Origin of the sequence: Calothrix sp. FACHB-168, from assembly GCF_963889195.1 — a bacterium.
Lineage (GTDB): Bacteria > Cyanobacteriota > Cyanobacteriia > Cyanobacteriales > Nostocaceae > Aulosira > Aulosira anomala_A.
The window spans coordinates 1-17,204 of record NZ_CAWPNJ010000089.1 but is presented as its reverse complement, the minus strand read 5'-3'; the positions used below and the strand labels follow the sequence as shown (position 1 = coordinate 17,204).

General features: G+C 39.7%; 13 protein-coding genes. 3 read left to right on the top strand and 10 right to left on the bottom strand.

Features of this window, described 5'->3' with window-relative positions; genetic code table 11:
* Window positions 1-85: 85 nt before the first annotated feature.
* The 3 genes from AACW45_RS36680 to AACW45_RS36670 all read right to left on the bottom strand — a co-directional run bounded on the left by AACW45_RS36680 (window position 86) and on the right by AACW45_RS36670 (window position 3,436).
* A complete protein-coding gene (locus AACW45_RS36680) occupies window positions 86-670 on the bottom strand; it encodes a hypothetical protein (protein WP_199331314.1) in 585 nt (194 codons plus the stop codon).
* Window positions 671-843: 173 nt separating this feature from the next.
* Entirely contained in the window at window positions 844-3,237 is a 2,394-nt protein-coding gene (locus AACW45_RS36675) for an NACHT domain-containing protein (RefSeq protein ID WP_190637999.1), read from the bottom strand.
* Window positions 3,238-3,253: 16 nt separating this feature from the next.
* A complete protein-coding gene (locus tag AACW45_RS36670; RefSeq protein WP_190637995.1) occupies window positions 3,254-3,436 on the bottom strand; it encodes a hypothetical protein in 183 nt (60 codons plus the stop codon).
* A gap of 46 nt (window positions 3,437-3,482) precedes the next feature.
* On the opposite strand from AACW45_RS36670, the gene AACW45_RS36665 reads away from it, so the two are divergent.
* Window positions 3,483-5,699, top strand: a complete 2,217-nt coding sequence (locus AACW45_RS36665; RefSeq protein WP_190637992.1) for a CHAT domain-containing protein — start codon at window positions 3,483-3,485, stop codon at window positions 5,697-5,699.
* A 15-nt stretch (window positions 5,700-5,714) separates the two neighbouring features.
* Window positions 5,715-7,367, top strand: a complete 1,653-nt coding sequence (locus AACW45_RS36660; protein WP_190637990.1) for a hypothetical protein — start codon at window positions 5,715-5,717, stop codon at window positions 7,365-7,367.
* Between the two features lie 60 nt (window positions 7,368-7,427).
* Here AACW45_RS36660 and AACW45_RS36655 read toward each other — a convergent pair whose 3' ends face one another.
* From AACW45_RS36655 to AACW45_RS36630, 6 genes are all read right to left on the bottom strand, one after another.
* Window positions 7,428-8,123 carry a hypothetical protein gene (locus tag AACW45_RS36655; RefSeq protein ID WP_190637988.1) on the bottom strand — a complete coding sequence of 232 codons (696 nt, stop codon included), beginning with the start codon at window positions 8,121-8,123 and terminating at the stop codon, window positions 7,428-7,430.
* 35 nt (window positions 8,124-8,158) lie between these two features.
* Entirely contained in the window at window positions 8,159-11,209 is a 3,051-nt protein-coding gene (locus AACW45_RS36650) for an nSTAND1 domain-containing NTPase (RefSeq protein WP_190637986.1), read from the bottom strand.
* A gap of 89 nt (window positions 11,210-11,298) precedes the next feature.
* Complete coding sequence (locus AACW45_RS36645) at window positions 11,299-11,439, bottom strand: hypothetical protein (protein ID WP_190637977.1); 141 nt, start codon at window positions 11,437-11,439, stop codon at window positions 11,299-11,301.
* A 121-nt stretch (window positions 11,440-11,560) separates the two neighbouring features.
* Entirely contained in the window at window positions 11,561-12,463 is a 903-nt protein-coding gene (locus tag AACW45_RS36640; RefSeq protein WP_190637975.1) for a M48 family metallopeptidase, read from the bottom strand.
* Window positions 12,464-12,800: 337 nt separating this feature from the next.
* Window positions 12,801-13,364 (bottom strand): hypothetical protein, encoded by a 564-nt coding sequence (locus AACW45_RS36635; protein ID WP_190637973.1) that lies wholly within the window; start codon window positions 13,362-13,364, stop codon window positions 12,801-12,803.
* A gap of 367 nt (window positions 13,365-13,731) precedes the next feature.
* Complete coding sequence (locus AACW45_RS36630; protein WP_190637971.1) at window positions 13,732-14,172, bottom strand: RDD family protein; 441 nt, start codon at window positions 14,170-14,172, stop codon at window positions 13,732-13,734.
* A 291-nt stretch (window positions 14,173-14,463) separates the two neighbouring features.
* On the opposite strand from AACW45_RS36630, the gene AACW45_RS36625 reads away from it, so the two are divergent.
* Window positions 14,464-14,862 carry a hypothetical protein gene (locus tag AACW45_RS36625; RefSeq protein ID WP_190637969.1) on the top strand — a complete coding sequence of 133 codons (399 nt, stop codon included), beginning with the start codon at window positions 14,464-14,466 and terminating at the stop codon, window positions 14,860-14,862.
* 92 nt (window positions 14,863-14,954) lie between these two features.
* Here the strand turns inward: AACW45_RS36625 and AACW45_RS36620 are convergent.
* On the bottom strand, window positions 14,955-17,204 hold a 2,250-nt coding region (locus AACW45_RS36620; protein ID WP_190637967.1), incomplete at its 5' end, for a WD40 repeat domain-containing protein.

Genomic DNA, 17,204 nt, shown 5'->3' with positions numbered 1-17,204 from the left:
TTTTTTGGGGCGCTTCCCCTACCCGTTTATGGTGTATTTTTTTAGTTCAGTAAATCTGTTGCTGTTATTTTCTGTTTGCTTCCATTTAGTCTAAACTCCAGTCGGCTACTTCTTGACTATTAATAACGTGATTATTGCTCATTAATAAATTAGGTGCAATCATAAACCCCGTACCCAGACCTTGTGGAGTTTTGATACGCACCACGGCTTTTGATGCTTCCAGCGCCAAGTTTAAAATGTAGATATCGCGTAAGGTGTTTTCCCCAATAATCTTTTCTTTGATATCAGATGTCGTGTCCATTCCCTTCCAATTGTCAATTACACGGTTAGGACTAGCTGGAACATCAAGCGGGTATTTTTGAAACAGTTCTACAATAAAGTCTGTATCGTCATCCCCAGTGAAAGGCTGAATGTAGTTGAGGAAAACAGCAAGCGCTTCTTTATCGTAAGCAACTCGTCCAAATTGAGCTAAGAATCGCACAACTTCTACAGCAACAGCCATCGGTGTACCATCCAAATCTAACCGTCCCAGCATGACATCTGCTTGGGCTACACCTTGCAATGCACCTGCAACTAAACGACGGCGATCGCGTACATTAGCAAAGTCTGGTAAATTTTGGACTATGCGCGTCAGATGTTGAAAGTCAGATGTGGATAGCTGGACAGTCACGGTTACTGTATCCTATGAAACGAGCTAATAACCTCTTAGTTTAGAGCAAAAATTTTATGGACGAGCAACGGTTGAAGCTTTCGTTTGAATGGTATGGTGTTGTTAATCTACGTCGATTGTTGACGAGTGCAAATCTACATCCAGCAATTCAGGTATAAGATGATTAGTAAAGTTCATTTTTTACGTTTGCGCTTTTCGATTTCGGTGATGGGTAACAGTAATGTATCCACAATCTGCTTTTTGACTTCATGAGACACTTCACTACTGGTATTGAGGCATATAACCAGTAACTGATTTGCATTATAGTACTGGTCTAGTAATCGCCAATGCTCCTCAGAAAAAAAGTTTAGATTATGTCTAATATTACGGTAATTGACTATCAATGCTCTAAGCTTATCAGCCCAGGTTTGACCTTCTTTTACTGCCCAATTTATAAATATTTCACTACTTTTGACCGAAAATTCTGGTAGTAAACTTTTAATGTTTTCTAGGTCTCTTTTAAAATTATCTTCTAATGGATAATTAGTTAGTGTTTCATATACTTTAAGAAATAATTTATTGCCTTCCAAGTAGTCATAAAAGTTTTGATATGGTGGAGTAACAACTATCCAGTAGGCATTGTATAGAAGCAAAGAAAGTTCATAATCTAGCATACAATCAAACGCATATTCAAAATTTATTAATGAATTAATATCAAAATCAAAATTTTGGTTTGGTAAAATATTTAAAGTTAGTTTAATATCAAGTATATTATTACGATTGATCTCAAAATAAAAAGCTCTAACTTTTGTATCATGATATGGTACATTAACAGACTTAGCTTTTTCGTTAACGCGTCCAAGAAAATTTTGAATATATTTATCTGCACCTAATTTGTAATCAATTTCTTGCTTTACTAATTCCAGCAATTGCTCACGATTAATAGATATCTCAGTTGCGAGAATAAAAACTTCTCTATAACGTAATTCAGAGATATGTTTGACTAAGATTTGCCAGTCAGGTTGATCGCAAAACCACTTCGCTGCAAAATATTCTTGAAATGTTAAGTGAGAAAAAGAGTAAATTCGCTGTGCCCGTTCTACTATTAAACCATGCTGTGTTTCTATTGACTCAAGTACTGTTTGACTATCTTCTAACGAAATATTGAGATACTCAGCTATGTAACTTTGAATTTCATCTTGTTCAAACAACATATATTGCTCTTGTTCAAATTTACGAACAGCTAAATAAGTTAATAGTTTCCGCTTCTTTTCGATAGAAGATAAATTTTGGTAAACTGAATAACGCTTAATTCTCCTAGAATCATCCCATTTTGAAAGTAGGATTTCTAATCCCTGCTCATAAATTTCAGATTGTTTCGAGTAAAATTTACCTTTGTCATCAAATATTCTACAGGTTAAACTTAGCAAAATCGGGGTGACTGCTAATTCTTTAATTTTTTGGTTTTCTGGCAAGTTTAATAGCTCTATTAACTTTGATGATTGCTTTTCAGCTTCCTTTAGTCTATTTCGAGAATTGGCAGCAAACCATTTGTGAGCAAAATTTACTATTTGTTCCGAATTAAAATCAGCAACTTCGACATAGTTAAAACGATTGAATCTGTATTTTTGCGCTTGAACTCGGCAGGTAATAATAAAGTAATTTTGGTCATAGTTATCTAGAAAAAACTCAATCTCATCTACCACTGCATCACTGTTTTCTTCGGGAACTTCGTCAAGTCCATCCAGTAGCAATAAAAACTTACCTGCTGAAAGTAGCGCTGTCACTTCTTGTTGAGAAGCAACTTCCCGCAAGTAGGAACTTATATGAGAATCGAAACTAAAATTACTTACTCTTTTGGCTTGTCTTACAAAATCCCTAAGCAGAATTAAAATTGGTATACGGTCAGCTAGCAAATAGCCCTGATTACATTCAATAAAAACGTGCTGCAAAAAGGTAGTTTTCCCCGATCCCGGTTTTCCTAATATCATTAATTTTGCGTATTTCTTTACCGCTTGAAGTCCCGTGACTCGCTCGCGCACTTTGGATAAACCAAAACGATTAAAATCTTCTCTTTGCTCACGACCTTGTAACAACTCATCAATTTCTAAACGAGAGTAGCTACAAGGTTCCTCAAGAATATTGACATCAACATAAAGACGGTCAATTTCTACTGGATAGGCGATATCTAATAATTGTATGGTTCCATGCAAGTTTTGGATTCTATCATATAGACCATTCCTTACTTTTTGCACAAGCCCATCAACATCGTTTGTTGTAGAAGCTGGTAAATTAAGTTGACGAATAAGTTTATCAATACGTTGCTGAATATTTTCATGGACGCTCATTTGCTCCCGCGCATATTCCAACACCGCGCAAAGTGCTTCTCTACCACCAAAATCTGCTAGCTTACTTAACATATGGGGTATAAAAGTTGCTACAGAACCACCCCAACTAATGTGTTGCAACGCAGGTGCATCGTTACCCAGGGCAGCGATTAGGAAAGATTGGCGTTTTTTCTCAGACTCTACAAATGGTCTGAGGATTTCTACAAATTTATTGATAGTGCTGGGGTCTAATTTCACCATCGACTCAACCTTTAATTTATGTCAACTTTGTAGGTGACACGCTTAAGTATACTGTAGAAAATACTGATGGTTTTATGGTTGTGAGCGCGATCGCTTCTGCATCCGTTGCTGGGGTAGTCAGGTGCTTGGTTTTACTTGTCGGTGTATCCTTGAAAAAAGGATATTGGTTGATACCAACTATAAGTGCTTCTCTTCTCATAGCTAAAAATTTTAACCGTATAAAGTATTACAAGCAACCTACTTCAATGAATTCTTCTGTTACCAAAACTCTACTAGCTCTGTTACTAGCGCTGAAAAAACTGGAAATTCCTTTGAGCGAAGATGAACAAGCACTTCTGCAAGATGTAGGACAGCAACTAGCTCTCGATCCTGATTACTGGGAGTTTATTGAACCAGAATTAATTACTATAATTCAGGCAAATTCTACTTTACATCAGCTTTTTGAAGCAGGAAAAGTCAAATTAGACGCTTTAGACGGTCGAATCCCTAGAGAATTGTTACCAAGCCTAGCTTACTTAGAGAAAGAACGATTCGGAGAGACAAAAGAAATTACCACCTTTGATGGTCAAATCAAAGGTGAACCCAACAATCAACTAAACCCGGTAATTAGCCTTACCAGTTCCATCCTGCGTCTTTCCAACCAAGACCACACTGTTAAGCAGCTACCTTTTATACAAGAAATCTCCGACTATGTAGAAAACTATCGTTACTTTAATACCTATTTTGCTAACCCTGACGATGCCTGCGAGGGGCTACGCCATCTCATAACTGTTCCACCCAGCGAACCCTTAATTCACGGACAGACTTATTTATTGCTTGTAGACATCAGCCCGGAACGAAAAGGAATAGAGAGTGAACCGACTCCATTTCCAGATCAAGCCTTGGCTCAGGTGTGGAATGACTCGGAATCTCTACCTCTAGATTTAGTAGTGGCTTCTAAGGACTTTAACATTGATACAACAGTCAAAAAGCTAACCTTACCCCGCATTGGTGCATCAGACAGTGTACAGTTCACCGTTAAACCTAACTTATTTGAAGGTCGAGGCTACATTCAGGTGGACTTGTTATATCGCGGATATCTGCTTCAGTCAAAGCAACTTGCAGTCATCATCATTCCCGTAGCCGGGGCAGAAATCCCAGAGTCACTGCGCCCACCTCAAACTGCTACTATCACCTTTACTACCACTGACTTGTTGACTCACGACAAGCTAGCACTGCTACCTGAGCGATTCTTAACTGTAGATGTACAGATTGATACACGAGATGGTAGTACTGACTTGCGCTTTCTGGACAGGACACAGGGAAATCAAGAATTAGTATCTTATAGTACAAATTTACAATCTGGGCTGGGAAGTGCGATCGCTAGGATGCGTCAAAAATTGCACTTAATGGCGACGGCTTATCAGTTTAAAACTCAAGGCGATATAACACTTTTGAACACTTGGCTACCTCAGTTAGCTGATGCTGGACGATATTTATATCGCTCATTGCTCCCTGAAAACAAAGGTAGTCTGACTTTAGGTGAAGATAAAGGCGAAAAATTACGCGCCGCTTTGAAACCCGATAGTGTCATCCAAGTTAACCCAATTAACCCAATGGTAGGACTAGGAAAGTCCACAATTCCTTGGGCATTACTGTATGAGCGTAAAGTCATGACTAGTAAAGGAGTTCATGTCTGCGAAGAATTTCTCAACCATGATATTGACTGTACCGGTTGCTCTTTTAAAGAAAATTATAAGGTTGTTTGTCCCCATGCTTTTTGGGGCTATCGCTATGCCATAGAGCAACTGCCGGCATGGACAAGTGAGGAACACTCTCAAACGCCTACCCTTGTCTGGCAAATCGCTAATAATCAACCTTTGTATATCAATTTCAATGTCTGGCGAGATTTTAGATTTTGGAAGAATCACCTGCCTAAAATTGAACAACTTGGCACAGTAAAAATACTTATAGCTGAAGAAATCAATGACCTAGAAATGATTTGGGCAAACCACAGTTCTGATTTAGATATTGTGTACTTTTACTGCCACGGTGGCATAGATGAAATCGAGCAGTTACCTTATTTGCAACTGAGCGATGACAAAATTTACAGTAATTTTATCGAAGCCTGTGAGGTAAACTGGCAGCATCGCCCTCTAGTCTTACTCAACGGCTGTGCTACCGGAGATTATAGCCCAGAGAGTTACATCAGCTTAATTGATGACTTTCGCGCAGCTGGTGCTAGTGGAGTAATTGGTACAGAATGTCCCGTACCAGAATTATTTGCAGAACTTTACGCTTTTACCCTGCTGAAACGGGTATTTCGCGGCGAACCTTTAGGAAAAGCCATGCTGGCGGTACGCCGAGAAATGCTTCAGCACAACCTCAATCCTTTAGGTTTATTGTATTCATTGTATGCTCCTTATGAGATTGCTTTAGCTCGTGCGTTGGCGCAGCCCAACCTAGGCATCGCCCATCATTAACTGCTTGACACACTTATGAAACGCTGGATTACTGCTGCACTACTGATTTTACTCATTTGCCCTGCTCCTGCTGTTGCTCAAACTAACGTCAAAATTGAAGTTGATGCCAAAGACAAGCCTCTGGAAATCAAAGGTTGGCTTGGGGAGGAGAATAGTTTAATTAGCAACATCCGTTTAACAGCTTCAGGAGGGGATGTTACAGCTTGGACATTCCTACCCTCAGACTTGAAGCGAAAGGAGGGAGATGAGGTAGTAGGTCGTCAGCAGGTCGAGTTAATCGGGGAACGCAAGCTAGAAGCTGGACTACCAAAAGATTTCCAGGTGAAGCTGAACGGTGTAAAGTTACCAGGAACTTATGAAGGGCAAATTGAAATACTTCTACCCAGCCAAAAGCGGTCTGAAGCTTTGGTGATTCCTTTAACAGTAAAAGCAAAAGCTAGACCCGCATTAACACCTGTCAAAGATTCAGAACAAGTGCAGTTGCAATTAGTCCGATGCAGTTGGGATTGTGGTTTAGCACATCTATTACTTCCCAGCAGTGCTTTCCAAAGTCAACGGCAAATTTATTTGGATAATTCTAATCAGGCTACTATATCTCTTACCAGTGTGGAAGTAATTTTACATGGGAAACAAACTAACTATCAAATTACTAACGCGGAAGTAGAAGCACCCCCAAGTCCTCAAACTTTAGCCGCTAATAAAATTATTAGTTTGCCTTTAAAATGGAAACGATCGCAAATTCCCCCTGATAGATATACCGGAGCAGTTTACCTCACAATGGAAGGTAAAGAAGGAAGACTATCAATTCCCATAGATTTAAGTATGCGAACTGGCCCAGCTATGCCAATTTTCGTTTTATTTTTGGGTATTATTTTAGGTCGCTTGTTTAAATATATGCAAGAAAAAGGCATTCCCCAATCCGATGCTTTGGCGGAAGTCTACAAAGTAGAAAACACGATTAATCAGGCTGACCAAAAAGACCAAGAAATTCTCAATCCAATGGTTACAAAAGTCCGCAGTTCTGTTAAGCAAATGGATTTAGAAACCGCGAATGCAGATTTAATCAAGATTAAAGAACGAAAGAACTGCTTAGATAGCCTCAGAAAAATCGAACAGCAATTAGCAGGTATGGAACAAGACCCTGATGTAGGTGGTGAGAATGGAATATTAGCCAAAATTAATGAGGCTCGCAAATTGATTCAATTTGAGAAAGATGATCAAGCTCAAGAACTATTGGAACAAATAGAGAGTAGTCTTGTCAAACTCAGCCAAGTCATGATGGGAGCAAACCAACAACCCGATCCAAGTTTGACAGCAGCTGCAACTGAAGCAGTTGAGGCTCAGTTATCTGCTGAACGTGCTACAAAAGTGCAGCAAATTCCCGTAGCTAAATTTGCATGGTTACGACGACTTTTGATAGTGACAGCGGGAGTATCTAATGAATTGCGAGCAGAAGCAACATTGTGGGTTGTGCGACCGCTATTATCTTTAACATTGTTAATAGGATTATCGTTAGTAGGGATACGCGCTTTGTATGTAGAAAAGGGGTTAACGTTTGGTGCTAACCCCTTTGCCGATTATTTAGAATTGATACTTTGGGGACTGAGTGCAGATGTTGCTAGCCGCAGTTTGAGTAGTTTACCCGGAAGAGAAAATGAGCGCAATTAAACAGTTAACACCACAACCATTTAGCTAGGCACACATGATAAATTGAAGCAGAAAATTTATCTAATTAATGTCCCAACTTCCATCTATCTCATAACTAGTTCCAACTTTTCCTGCAACTTTGATTTTAAAAAATTTTCTATTATCTCGTACCTTGTATTGTAGGGTGTCTGTTCCTGGTCTACCATTAGATACAGATATAAATTTTGGCCCAGAAACTGGTTTCCAATCTTGCTCTCGTGCATCTTTAGAAGTAGCTGCCAACATAGTGAAAGTAGCTCCATCTTTAGTAACTTTAATTATTGCTGTAACAGTTGCACCCGTCTCTTTAAAAATAATATCTGGATTGTCAGGATTAATTTTATAAGCTATTTGTACATCATCTGATAAATCTTGAAAAACTTCTTCACGCCTAAGCTTATAATTAAAATTATATGGTAAGCTCCTGTTACTTATATTTGTCACCACAATATCAACTTCATTGGTTGGCGTTATATTAATACTGTCTTCTAATGCTGAAGGTTGCTCTAACTTTAAATTATTGTCCAGTAAGGTTGGATTTGGAACTGTTGATTCTGTTAATGAATTTTGGGGAGTTTCCGCAGGAATGTACCATGTTTCTATAATAGATTCTATTTTTTCTTTATCGTACCCACTTATTTTAATTAAAAATTCTTGTTCCTTGCTATCTTTAAAAACAGCACTAGTTTCATAATAAGTAGTTATAGGTGCAAATTTTAGTTTGATTAGTTCGGACATGGAAATTTCTCCTTAAAGTCAATTATTTTTAGCTATCAAATGCCTGATTTAGCACAACGTATTCCTGTATCATCTTTATGATGTGTGGCTAAAACTTGAGAACGTTCTGTGACTCGGCTGATTTCAGTTTTCCAGCTTTTTCCTCTGGTAGTGAAAGATAAGTCTGTCCTTAATGTTGATTGTGGACTTTTCCAAATCAGTTGTTGATTGTACTGTTTATACGAATCTTGAAAATACGATGAAGTCCATTCTTCAACATTACCAATCAAATTGTAAACTCCTTCTTTACTCTTTCCTTGGGGATAACTATTTATTTCTTCAGTATTAGTTTTTGAGTTTCCAGAAAAAGGAACATTAGCAAATTTAATGACTTGAGGATCGTCTCCCCAAGGAAATTTTTTTCCTTCTATACCCCGTGCTGCTCTTTCCCACTCTAGCTCTGTAGGTAAGCGCATTCCTAACCAATTACAGAATTCAGCTGCATGAAAAACCGTTACCTCTACTACTGGATGGTTTAATAATTTGTCATTATATAAACGGCTGGGATTTACTGGGCGATCGCAATGTCCTGCTTGTACGCAAAGACGATATAAAAGATTAGAAACTTCAAATTTTTGAATTTGGAAATCACCAATATAAGGACGCCATAGAGGTTTTTCTTCCTCGGCGTAGACATTACCTGATTCATTGGTACCAATAGTAGCGTAGCCACCATCAATAGATATCATTTCAGCTTGCCAATGCCGAATCGCTGTTTGTCGCAATACTTCACGGTAGACAAATGATCCGATTGTGGCTGTAGCAATCATTCCCAGTACCCCTGCCAGCCATTGCCAACCACGCCGTGCTTGTTTCTCTCGTTGTAATTCTCGCTGTTGTGCAAGTCGTTCTCGTTCAAGTTCATCTTTTTCGAGTTGCTCAAGTTCCCTAGTAATGCGATCGCGTTCTTTCTGACTCGCCTCAATTAACTCACAACTCAAACCTGACAGCGCTACAATCTCAACTTGCTCTTGTAAAAACTTCTCGGCTTCTGCCAATCTCAACCCTGTCAGCAAGTAATCAACAGGCTTATCTTTATCTTCCCACTCCTGGGCTGCGGCCTGAATTCTGCGCTCAGTTCTAATCGCCTCTCGATTATTATCTAGTAAATTCTGCAACCTCGACCAATGACGAATCAAGGCTTCATGGGCCACATCTACTACCGCCACCTTATCCTCACTTCGGCGTTGTTCGCTAGTCACAATTAACTTGGCTTTTGCTAGTTTTAGAATTACTTGCTCTACCAACTGTGCAGATTTACCCAAAGAAACTAAATCTCGCTGCGGAACTTGCTTGCGCGTGTCTGGTGTACCTTCCCCTAACTGAGTCAAATTAATAAAAATCAAGTCTGCTATTTTTTGTTCTTCAACTGAAAATTCTTTGTAAGTTTGTTCTGCCAAATTTTCTAGAGTTTTTCGCACTCCGCCTAATTGGTGATAACTATCTAGTTTCAACCAATTTAATGTTTGCCGTTGCCAAAGCTGCTCTAAAGTATAAGACAACAAAGGCAGCATTCCCGGTTCGGCTTCTTGTGTGGGTTGTTCTCCTGCAATTCCTAAGTCTTGGAGAATAGCATTGATTAAATTCTCCTCAATCTTCCGTCCTAATTTTGCGGCTGGTTCTCGAATTGCTCGCTGTAACTCTTCCACAGACATGGGAGTTACCATGACTAAATTGCTTTCTATTAAATCAGCCAGTTCATGGTATGCCGCACACTTACCTAAAAAATCATCGCGCATGGCAAATATGAGGCAGAGTTTATCTGCTGTCTGTTGCAGCGCTCCTAATAAACTAGCAATAAACTGCTGGCGATCGCTTGAATTTTGACAAACTGTAAAAATCTCTTCAAACTGATCGACAATTAATAGAGTGCGGGGCGATCGCGATGCTTTAATTAATCTTGCTAGTCCTGTTGCTCCTTCACTTATTGCATCTTCGGCTATTTTTAGCTGTTCTGCACGCTCAATATCTGTGGCTGACTCATCCAAAAAAGCCGTGGCTAAACTTATCAAAGGTTGTTCTCCAGGAGTAAAAATCCGAATTTTCCATTCTTCTGTTCCCGGTAATCGACGCTGTTGCTGTAATTGGTAAATTAACCCCGCCCGCAACAGAGAAGATTTACCACTCCCCGATACCCCCAAGACTGCTAAAAAATTTCCCTTCCCCACTTGAATACTTTGAATTAGCTTTTGGGTTAATAGTTCTCGCCCATAAAAATAAGTAGCATCTGCAACTTCAAAAAAGCGTAATCCTTTGTAAGGACAAACTCCATCAGGGATATTGATGAGAACATCTTCCCGTTCACCAGTGAGAATAATTTCTTGGTTGGGATTATACCATATCGGCTGTTGGGGAATATCCTTCAGGGTTTGAGCAACATACTCAATCAATTTGTCATTGTTAACCAAACCATCTGGCTGTTGTCTAGGATCTAGTCCTTGCCAAAGTGCTTTGGAAAATACCCCATGCTTACCATCAATATCTTCCTCAGCCAGTTCAAATTCTCGCGATGCAGCCATGAAAAACCGCGTCTGTTCTTGTAGTGATGTCCCTAAATCTGCTTGGGCAAAATTGAATAGTTCACCACTGTAGCAGCAATCTAGCCAAACTATTTGCTGCTTGACGGGGCTTTTTTGCAACAGTTCTCGCAACCATCGCAAAGAAACACCCCACTGATTTTTTCGCGGATCGACATCGCTGCTAGCCAAAAACCCTTCAGTTACACCACCGCGATTTTTACGTAAACCATGACCGATAAAATATAACAGGGCTGTTTCGGGAATACTTGCGCCTACTGGGTTAAATAATTGAATAATCGCCTCTTCTAGAGTATCAGACTTGACCAAGCCCTCAGATGCGACTTGACGCTGTTCGCCCTGAAGCGTTTCTGGTAGCCGCCGCACGCGAAAATCACCATATTCTTCTAATCGTTGGGCGATCGCTTCGGCGTTGTTAGCAGCAGACACAAGATGCTTCGCTTTGCTTGTTGGAGTATCCTTCAGATAAGGATACTGATTAATCCCGACTACCAGCGCGTCTCGATTCATTCGCTTAAAGCATACTCTGTTCAGTATATCTTTTTAGATTAAAGTATAATAATATTTTACTTATAAGTAAATTTTACCATTACGTAACTTTAATTAAAAGTAGCGTAAGTTAGCTTTTGTTCATTTCTGGCAGTATCCGCTTCAGGATTGATAGTTGTTGCTTCCTTTTTTTGGCAAAGCGATCGCCTTTGCGAATGATGATTTAATACAGTTGAGTTAAGGAGAATCATAGGTTGGGTTGTAGCAAGATCCCGTTCGCCTTTGGCGTCCCGTAGGGAAGGGTATGAAGCTAAACCCAACAACTCTGGTAATGAGTATAATTTACCATTCTCCCTATTTGTCCAACAATGCCTATCGGGAAACAAATTTGGAGTTGATTCGCAAAGATACTCCATCTTCCGATAAATCTAATTTTAATGGTTGAGGATTATTTTTTAATCGCTCATTGCCATCTATCCATAAAGAGAACCACAAATATTTACTCATTACTTGCTTTAAAGCATTGATTCTTTGTTGTGTCGGTGGATGGCTACTATTTTCTGTGTAGTCGGATGGTAACCGCGAAAGCAGGTTAAAGACTCGAAAACCTCCATTTACATCATAGCCAGCCTTAATCATATAGGTGTAACCAATTTCATCTGCTTGAAATTCATGCTGGCGACTTAATGCTTGTATGGTTCTTTCAAATTCTTGTTTTTTCTGGATAATAATTCGTTGTTTGATGACATCTTTTGTAGCAGGTAATATGGGAGTTTTCGATTTTCTTCGTTCTTGGACAATCCAATTGTTATATTCTGCTTCTGCTTCTTTGAGTAATCTTGCTTTTAAACTAGCTTCAGCTTCTTCTTGCTGTGCTGAATGGCGTTGTGTATGGTGGGCTAATTCATGACTGATAATAAAAGCTAAAGCTGCATCATCACCATGTATTTGGTCTAGCAAGCCTTTGTAAATTACAATTTTATTTAACTCACCAGCGTAGGCATTGATATTATATTCATCAGTGATTTGTAAGCGCCAGGGATGGTCATCAAGTCCATTAGCACGAATTACTCTGTCTGCTACGCTGTAAACCCATTGTAAATTAGTCTTTTTAGGTTGTACTCGTGGGAGAGAATTTGAAGGATTTGTAGTAGTTGACAGTGACGGTAATGGACTTACTGCTTGCGCGAAACTTGGTGTATTGAAGTTTAGTAAAAAGCTGCCACCAAGACCTAATGTGGTAAAAACAATGCTGCGAATGTATGAGGATGCCATAATCGTAAATGCCTATTTGCTTTATTTGAATTCCTTTGATTATGTTTACGAGAAAACAACGGTATATTTACGCAATTTAGATTTTTATATTGAGATATTTTATTACTAAAAAAGCGGGCAATATGCCCGCGCTAAAAGTTTGAATGAAAAATATTTAAGAGAACAATCATTTACAGCATCTTCCTGTAAATGAACCACAAATACACCTCACTTCTATTCTTATCTCGTTTTAAGAGAGAGGCTGTGATTTTCTCCCCAACGCTAGTAGGGAAGCGGGTTAGGTCTCATAATTGTGGTCTAAATACATGAAACCTGCTGTAAATAATTACTTTGGCTGCTACAAAATTTGAAAAGCATTAAAAAATTTACTAGCGTCACCAACAGCAGGATTTTCAACGAAGAGTAAATATATGCGTTGACCTGCTAAAAACACTCTAACTTTAGTAATTTTTTGCCCCTCTTGATAAGTATATTCCTTACCAGGATAACGACCTAAGGAGATATTGCGAGTTTCCAGGATTTTTTTATATTTATCTTGAAACTCGCTGACAAATGCAGTCAATAATTCGTTTGGATCAACTTGGCTGATATCCATTCGATACTGTCCGTAAAAAATCCCATATTTACTTTCATCTGTTTCTGCTAGTTGTGCCTCCATAAGTATATATTCATTATCTAATTTCATTGTCATGACACCTGGCTCAACGGGTAAGATACCAGAGAAATTCCAGGTACTAGAGGAAACATTTTTCCATCCAGAAATGGTATTAGCTTCTGCTAAGATTATTGGCGATTCGGATTGACTCGTTTGGGTTTTTGATAAGCTAATGGCTTGTGCTTTGGGAAGACAAACTGAAGTTCCTAACACTAGGATTGCAAGTGCCAATTTCCATGTTTTCATGATTATGTATCTCCTATGAATATTGTCGATGTATTGTTTTAGATGTCAGTTATATTGTCTGAACCCCTTCATAGGAAAATACGAATTTATTTACGTGCAATTACGCAGGTTATAAAAGATTTATTTTAATTTTATCGAAGAATAATATGATGTTTTTTTAGGGGGTGTGAAGGCTACAATAAAAAGCGTGAAGAAATCAATCTATATTGCGATCGCACACCAGCACCAACAGATAAACACAGCAGATTCCTTGATATCATGCGAACAACTTACGTCGCGCAAGCTTCGCACCGCACCTATCAAATCTGCTGGTACTATTTTAGTGTGATTTTATACAAGTAAAATTGCTGCGAACAGATAATATTCTTTAATTCTCATTTTTAATTTTTTGTACAACCAAAGTTCTAGACACTATGTCATGAAAGGCTTGATTTTTTTCTGTGAAAAACATTGTGATAAAGCTAACTCCCAAAGCAAAGTTGAATATAATTTTGGAACAATTTCTTGAGCTTGCTGCTTTAAACGAGAGTCGATCGCCATTTAAGTCTGTAACAAAAATCCCCATTGATTGTTTGCCAATAGTTGCCTGTTTGGGGGAACTTTCCATCAGCGTATAGTAAAGCCAAGAAATTGTAAAAAACAACCCATATGCGAGATATTCAGGAATCTCGTCAATTGTGATAAATAAGCTGTAAAGTACAGCAAAAATGAATGCGATTACAATAGTAATTATATATAGAATGATTATGTCAAATAAATGAGCAAAAAAACGCTTGCATAAACCCGCAGGTATGTAATTACTTTGCATTTCAGAAATCCTTTTTTCTCCAAAAGGTAGAGTAATCGCAAATACTTTATCTATTTATTTGGCGATGACTTCTACAGATGAACCCTTTCATAAGAGATTACGAATTTCTTTCAATGTAATTACGCAGTTGGTAAAATATTTTTTGGGGTTGGGTAGTCGCGTTAGCACAACGCACCGTTTCAAGATGATTAATTGCGGAGATCGCAAGTTTTGTGAGCAATGCAAAATTAAACGTTTTTACGTCTGAATCTAGTCTTTAATCTCTCAAACTTCAATTTTATCGAAATATCTGTGATTGTTAGTTACAAGAACCAAATCGTTAGCGATCGCACTTTGAATTTAACCCGTACCGTAAAGCGATCGCACTTCTTAACCAAGCCTTACTGCAAAAGCGATCGCACTTTGAATTTAACCCATACCGTAAAGCGATCGCACTTCTCAACCAAGTCGTACTGTAAAAGCGATCGCACTTTGAATTTAACCCATACCGTAAAGCGATCGCACTTCCCAACCAAGCCTTACTGTACAAGCGATCGCACTTTGAATTTAACCCATACCGTAAAGCGATCGCACTTCTCAACCAAGTCGTACTGTAAAAGCGATCGCACTTTGAATTTAACCCATACCGTAAAGCGATCGCACTTCCCAACCAAGCCTTACGGAACAAGCGATCGCGTCAGCTTTCTGTAGGAATCGCCTAACCAACATCAAGCAAATTAGACCGATTGAGAAAATACGTCCCATCGCGGTATTTAAAATTACGAATTACGACTTACGAATTACTAATTATTTTTGATGTTGTCACACAAACGTCTATCTTCTGCGCCATCGGGGTTATTTTGCAGGTAGTAGTGTATCAAGCCACACCCCCGCACCAGCAAATTATCTAAATCAAAATTCCACAAAATTACACCGTCACCAGATGCAGAAGCTACAGTTTTGCCATCGGGGCTAAAGCTGACGCTTCTAAGATAGAATAAACGCCCAAAAATTGTTTGAATTTCTCTACCACTGTTGACATCCCACAGTTTCACCGTAGTGTCATTAGATGCAGAAGCAAGGGTTTTGCCATCTGGGCTAAAGCTGACGCTGTTAACAAAGTTTGTATGCCCCTTAAGGGTTTGAATTTTTCTACCACTGTTGACATCCCACAGTATCACCGTATTGTCCTTAGATGCAGAAGCAAGAGTTTTGCCATCTGGGCTAAAGCTGATGCTTTCAACAGTGTTTGTGTGCCCGTTAAGGGTTTGAATTTCTCTACCACTGTTGACATCCCACAGTTTCACCGTATTGTCCCAAGATGCAGAAGCTACAGTTTTGCCATCTGGGCTAAAGCTGACGCTGTTAACAACTTGTGTATGCCCGCTAAGGGTTTGAATTTCTCTACCACTGTTGACATCCCACAGTTTCACCGTATTGTCCCAAGATGCAGAAGCTACAGTTTTGCCATCTGGGTTAAAGCTGACGCTGTTAACAAAGTTTGTATGCCCGTTAAAGGTTTGAATTTCTCTACCACTGTTGACATCCCACAGTTTCACCGTAGTGTCATTAGATGCAGAAGCTACAGTTTTGCCATCTGGGCTAAAGCTGACGCTGTTAACAACTTGTGTATGCCCCTTAAGGGTTTGAATTTCTCTACCAGTGTTGAGATCCCACAGTTTCACCGTTTTGTCCCTAGATGCAGAAGCTACAGTTTTGCTATCTGGGCTAAAACTGATGCTTTCAACAGTTTCTCTATGCCCGTTAAGGGTTTTAAAGTTAAACTTATAGACTACATCTTGCAATGTATAGATAGTGTGCATTCGATTTTCTGCTGTAATCCAAGGTTTCCAAAAACTTTTGAGTAGTTTTCCAGCTTTGATAACTTTTGTTAACGCCTCCTCTCGGCGAGCTTGTCGAAAATCTTTTTCTGAACTTAAACTTAATTGACTCACCTCCGAATTAATTCTACGAATTTCACTCACTGCAGCAAATCCCGAAATCACCAACAAAGCACAAAGCAACCCAGCAATAACACTCCTCCGCAACCTCTGTTTCTGCTTCCTCTCCCGCTCCCGCAACTCCACACTTTTCTCAATAAACCATCGCTGCGGTTTACTCACCTCTCCACCCCGTTGCTGCAACCAATCCTCCGCCACAGCCAAAGTCGCACCCCGCAACAAAGCCCCCTCATCCTTACCACTCTCCACCCATTGCTGCAACGCCACCATCAACCCCTGTTGCCAAATGCGAAACTTGCGGTTATCCTGCATCCATCCCCGCAACCGTCCCCAATGGCGAATCAAAGCCTCATGGACGACTTCCACCGTTTCCTCATGACTCAACTCATCCCAGTTCGTCACCACCAACCGCTTGTCAGCCAAGCGCGTCACCAAATCCCAATTCTCTCCCCCCACTTCCTCACTCGTCGCCAATCTGCGAGTATCTTCCGTACCTTCCCCCGGTTGCACTAACTGAATAAACACCCGTTGCGCTGTTTCCCGTTCCCCCTCCCTCAAGTCTGCATAAACCATCTCTGCATAATTCGCCAGTGCTTGCTCCACCCCGCCAATTTTCTTATATGCTTGATGGGTTAACCTTCCCGCATATTGCTGCTTCCACAACTGAGTCAGGGTAAATTCCAACAACGGCAAACGCCCATCCCCATCTTCGATATCATCAATTATGGTATTACACAAACCTTCCTCAAACTCAAAACCCAATTGTCTCGCGGGGAGTGTAATGGCTGCTTCCAACTCCTTCCGATTCATCCGCACCACAGGCTCTAGTTGATACTGTTGCAAAGCCCGCCCAAAAGGCTCATAATCATCCAACGCCCTAGATAAAAAATCCGCCCTTAAGGTGAGTAATAAGGTAAAAAACGGTGCATTATTGACCGCTTGTAGCAAACCATCCAAGAAAATTTTGCGTTCCTCTGCATCCGTACACAGGGTATAAATTTCCTCAAATTGGTCAGCAATCAACAAAATCCGCTTCCCCTCTCCTCCCAGGAGACGGGTTAGGGGTGAGGTAATAAACCTTTCCAAACTTGT

What these genes read in the sequence shown, in the direction of transcription:
- AACW45_RS36630 (WP_190637971.1), bottom strand. Translation starts at nt 14,172, where the DNA reads ATGCAAAGTAATTACATACCTGCGGGTTTATGCAAGCGTTTTTTTGCT.
- AACW45_RS36670 (WP_190637995.1), bottom strand. Translation starts at nt 3,436, where the DNA reads ATGAGAAGAGAAGCACTTATAGTTGGTATCAACCAATATCCTTTTTTC.
- AACW45_RS36665 (WP_190637992.1), top strand. Translation starts at nt 3,483, where the DNA reads ATGAATTCTTCTGTTACCAAAACTCTACTAGCTCTGTTACTAGCGCTG.
- AACW45_RS36645 (WP_190637977.1), bottom strand. Translation starts at nt 11,439, where the DNA reads ATGATTCTCCTTAACTCAACTGTATTAAATCATCATTCGCAAAGGCGA.
- AACW45_RS36655 (WP_190637988.1), bottom strand. Translation starts at nt 8,123, where the DNA reads ATGTCCGAACTAATCAAACTAAAATTTGCACCTATAACTACTTATTAT.
- AACW45_RS36635 (WP_190637973.1), bottom strand. Translation starts at nt 13,364, where the DNA reads ATGAAAACATGGAAATTGGCACTTGCAATCCTAGTGTTAGGAACTTCA.
- AACW45_RS36660 (WP_190637990.1), top strand. Translation starts at nt 5,715, where the DNA reads ATGAAACGCTGGATTACTGCTGCACTACTGATTTTACTCATTTGCCCT.
- AACW45_RS36650 (WP_190637986.1), bottom strand. Translation starts at nt 11,209, where the DNA reads ATGAATCGAGACGCGCTGGTAGTCGGGATTAATCAGTATCCTTATCTG.
- AACW45_RS36640 (WP_190637975.1), bottom strand. Translation starts at nt 12,463, where the DNA reads ATGGCATCCTCATACATTCGCAGCATTGTTTTTACCACATTAGGTCTT.
- AACW45_RS36675 (WP_190637999.1), bottom strand. Translation starts at nt 3,237, where the DNA reads ATGGTGAAATTAGACCCCAGCACTATCAATAAATTTGTAGAAATCCTC.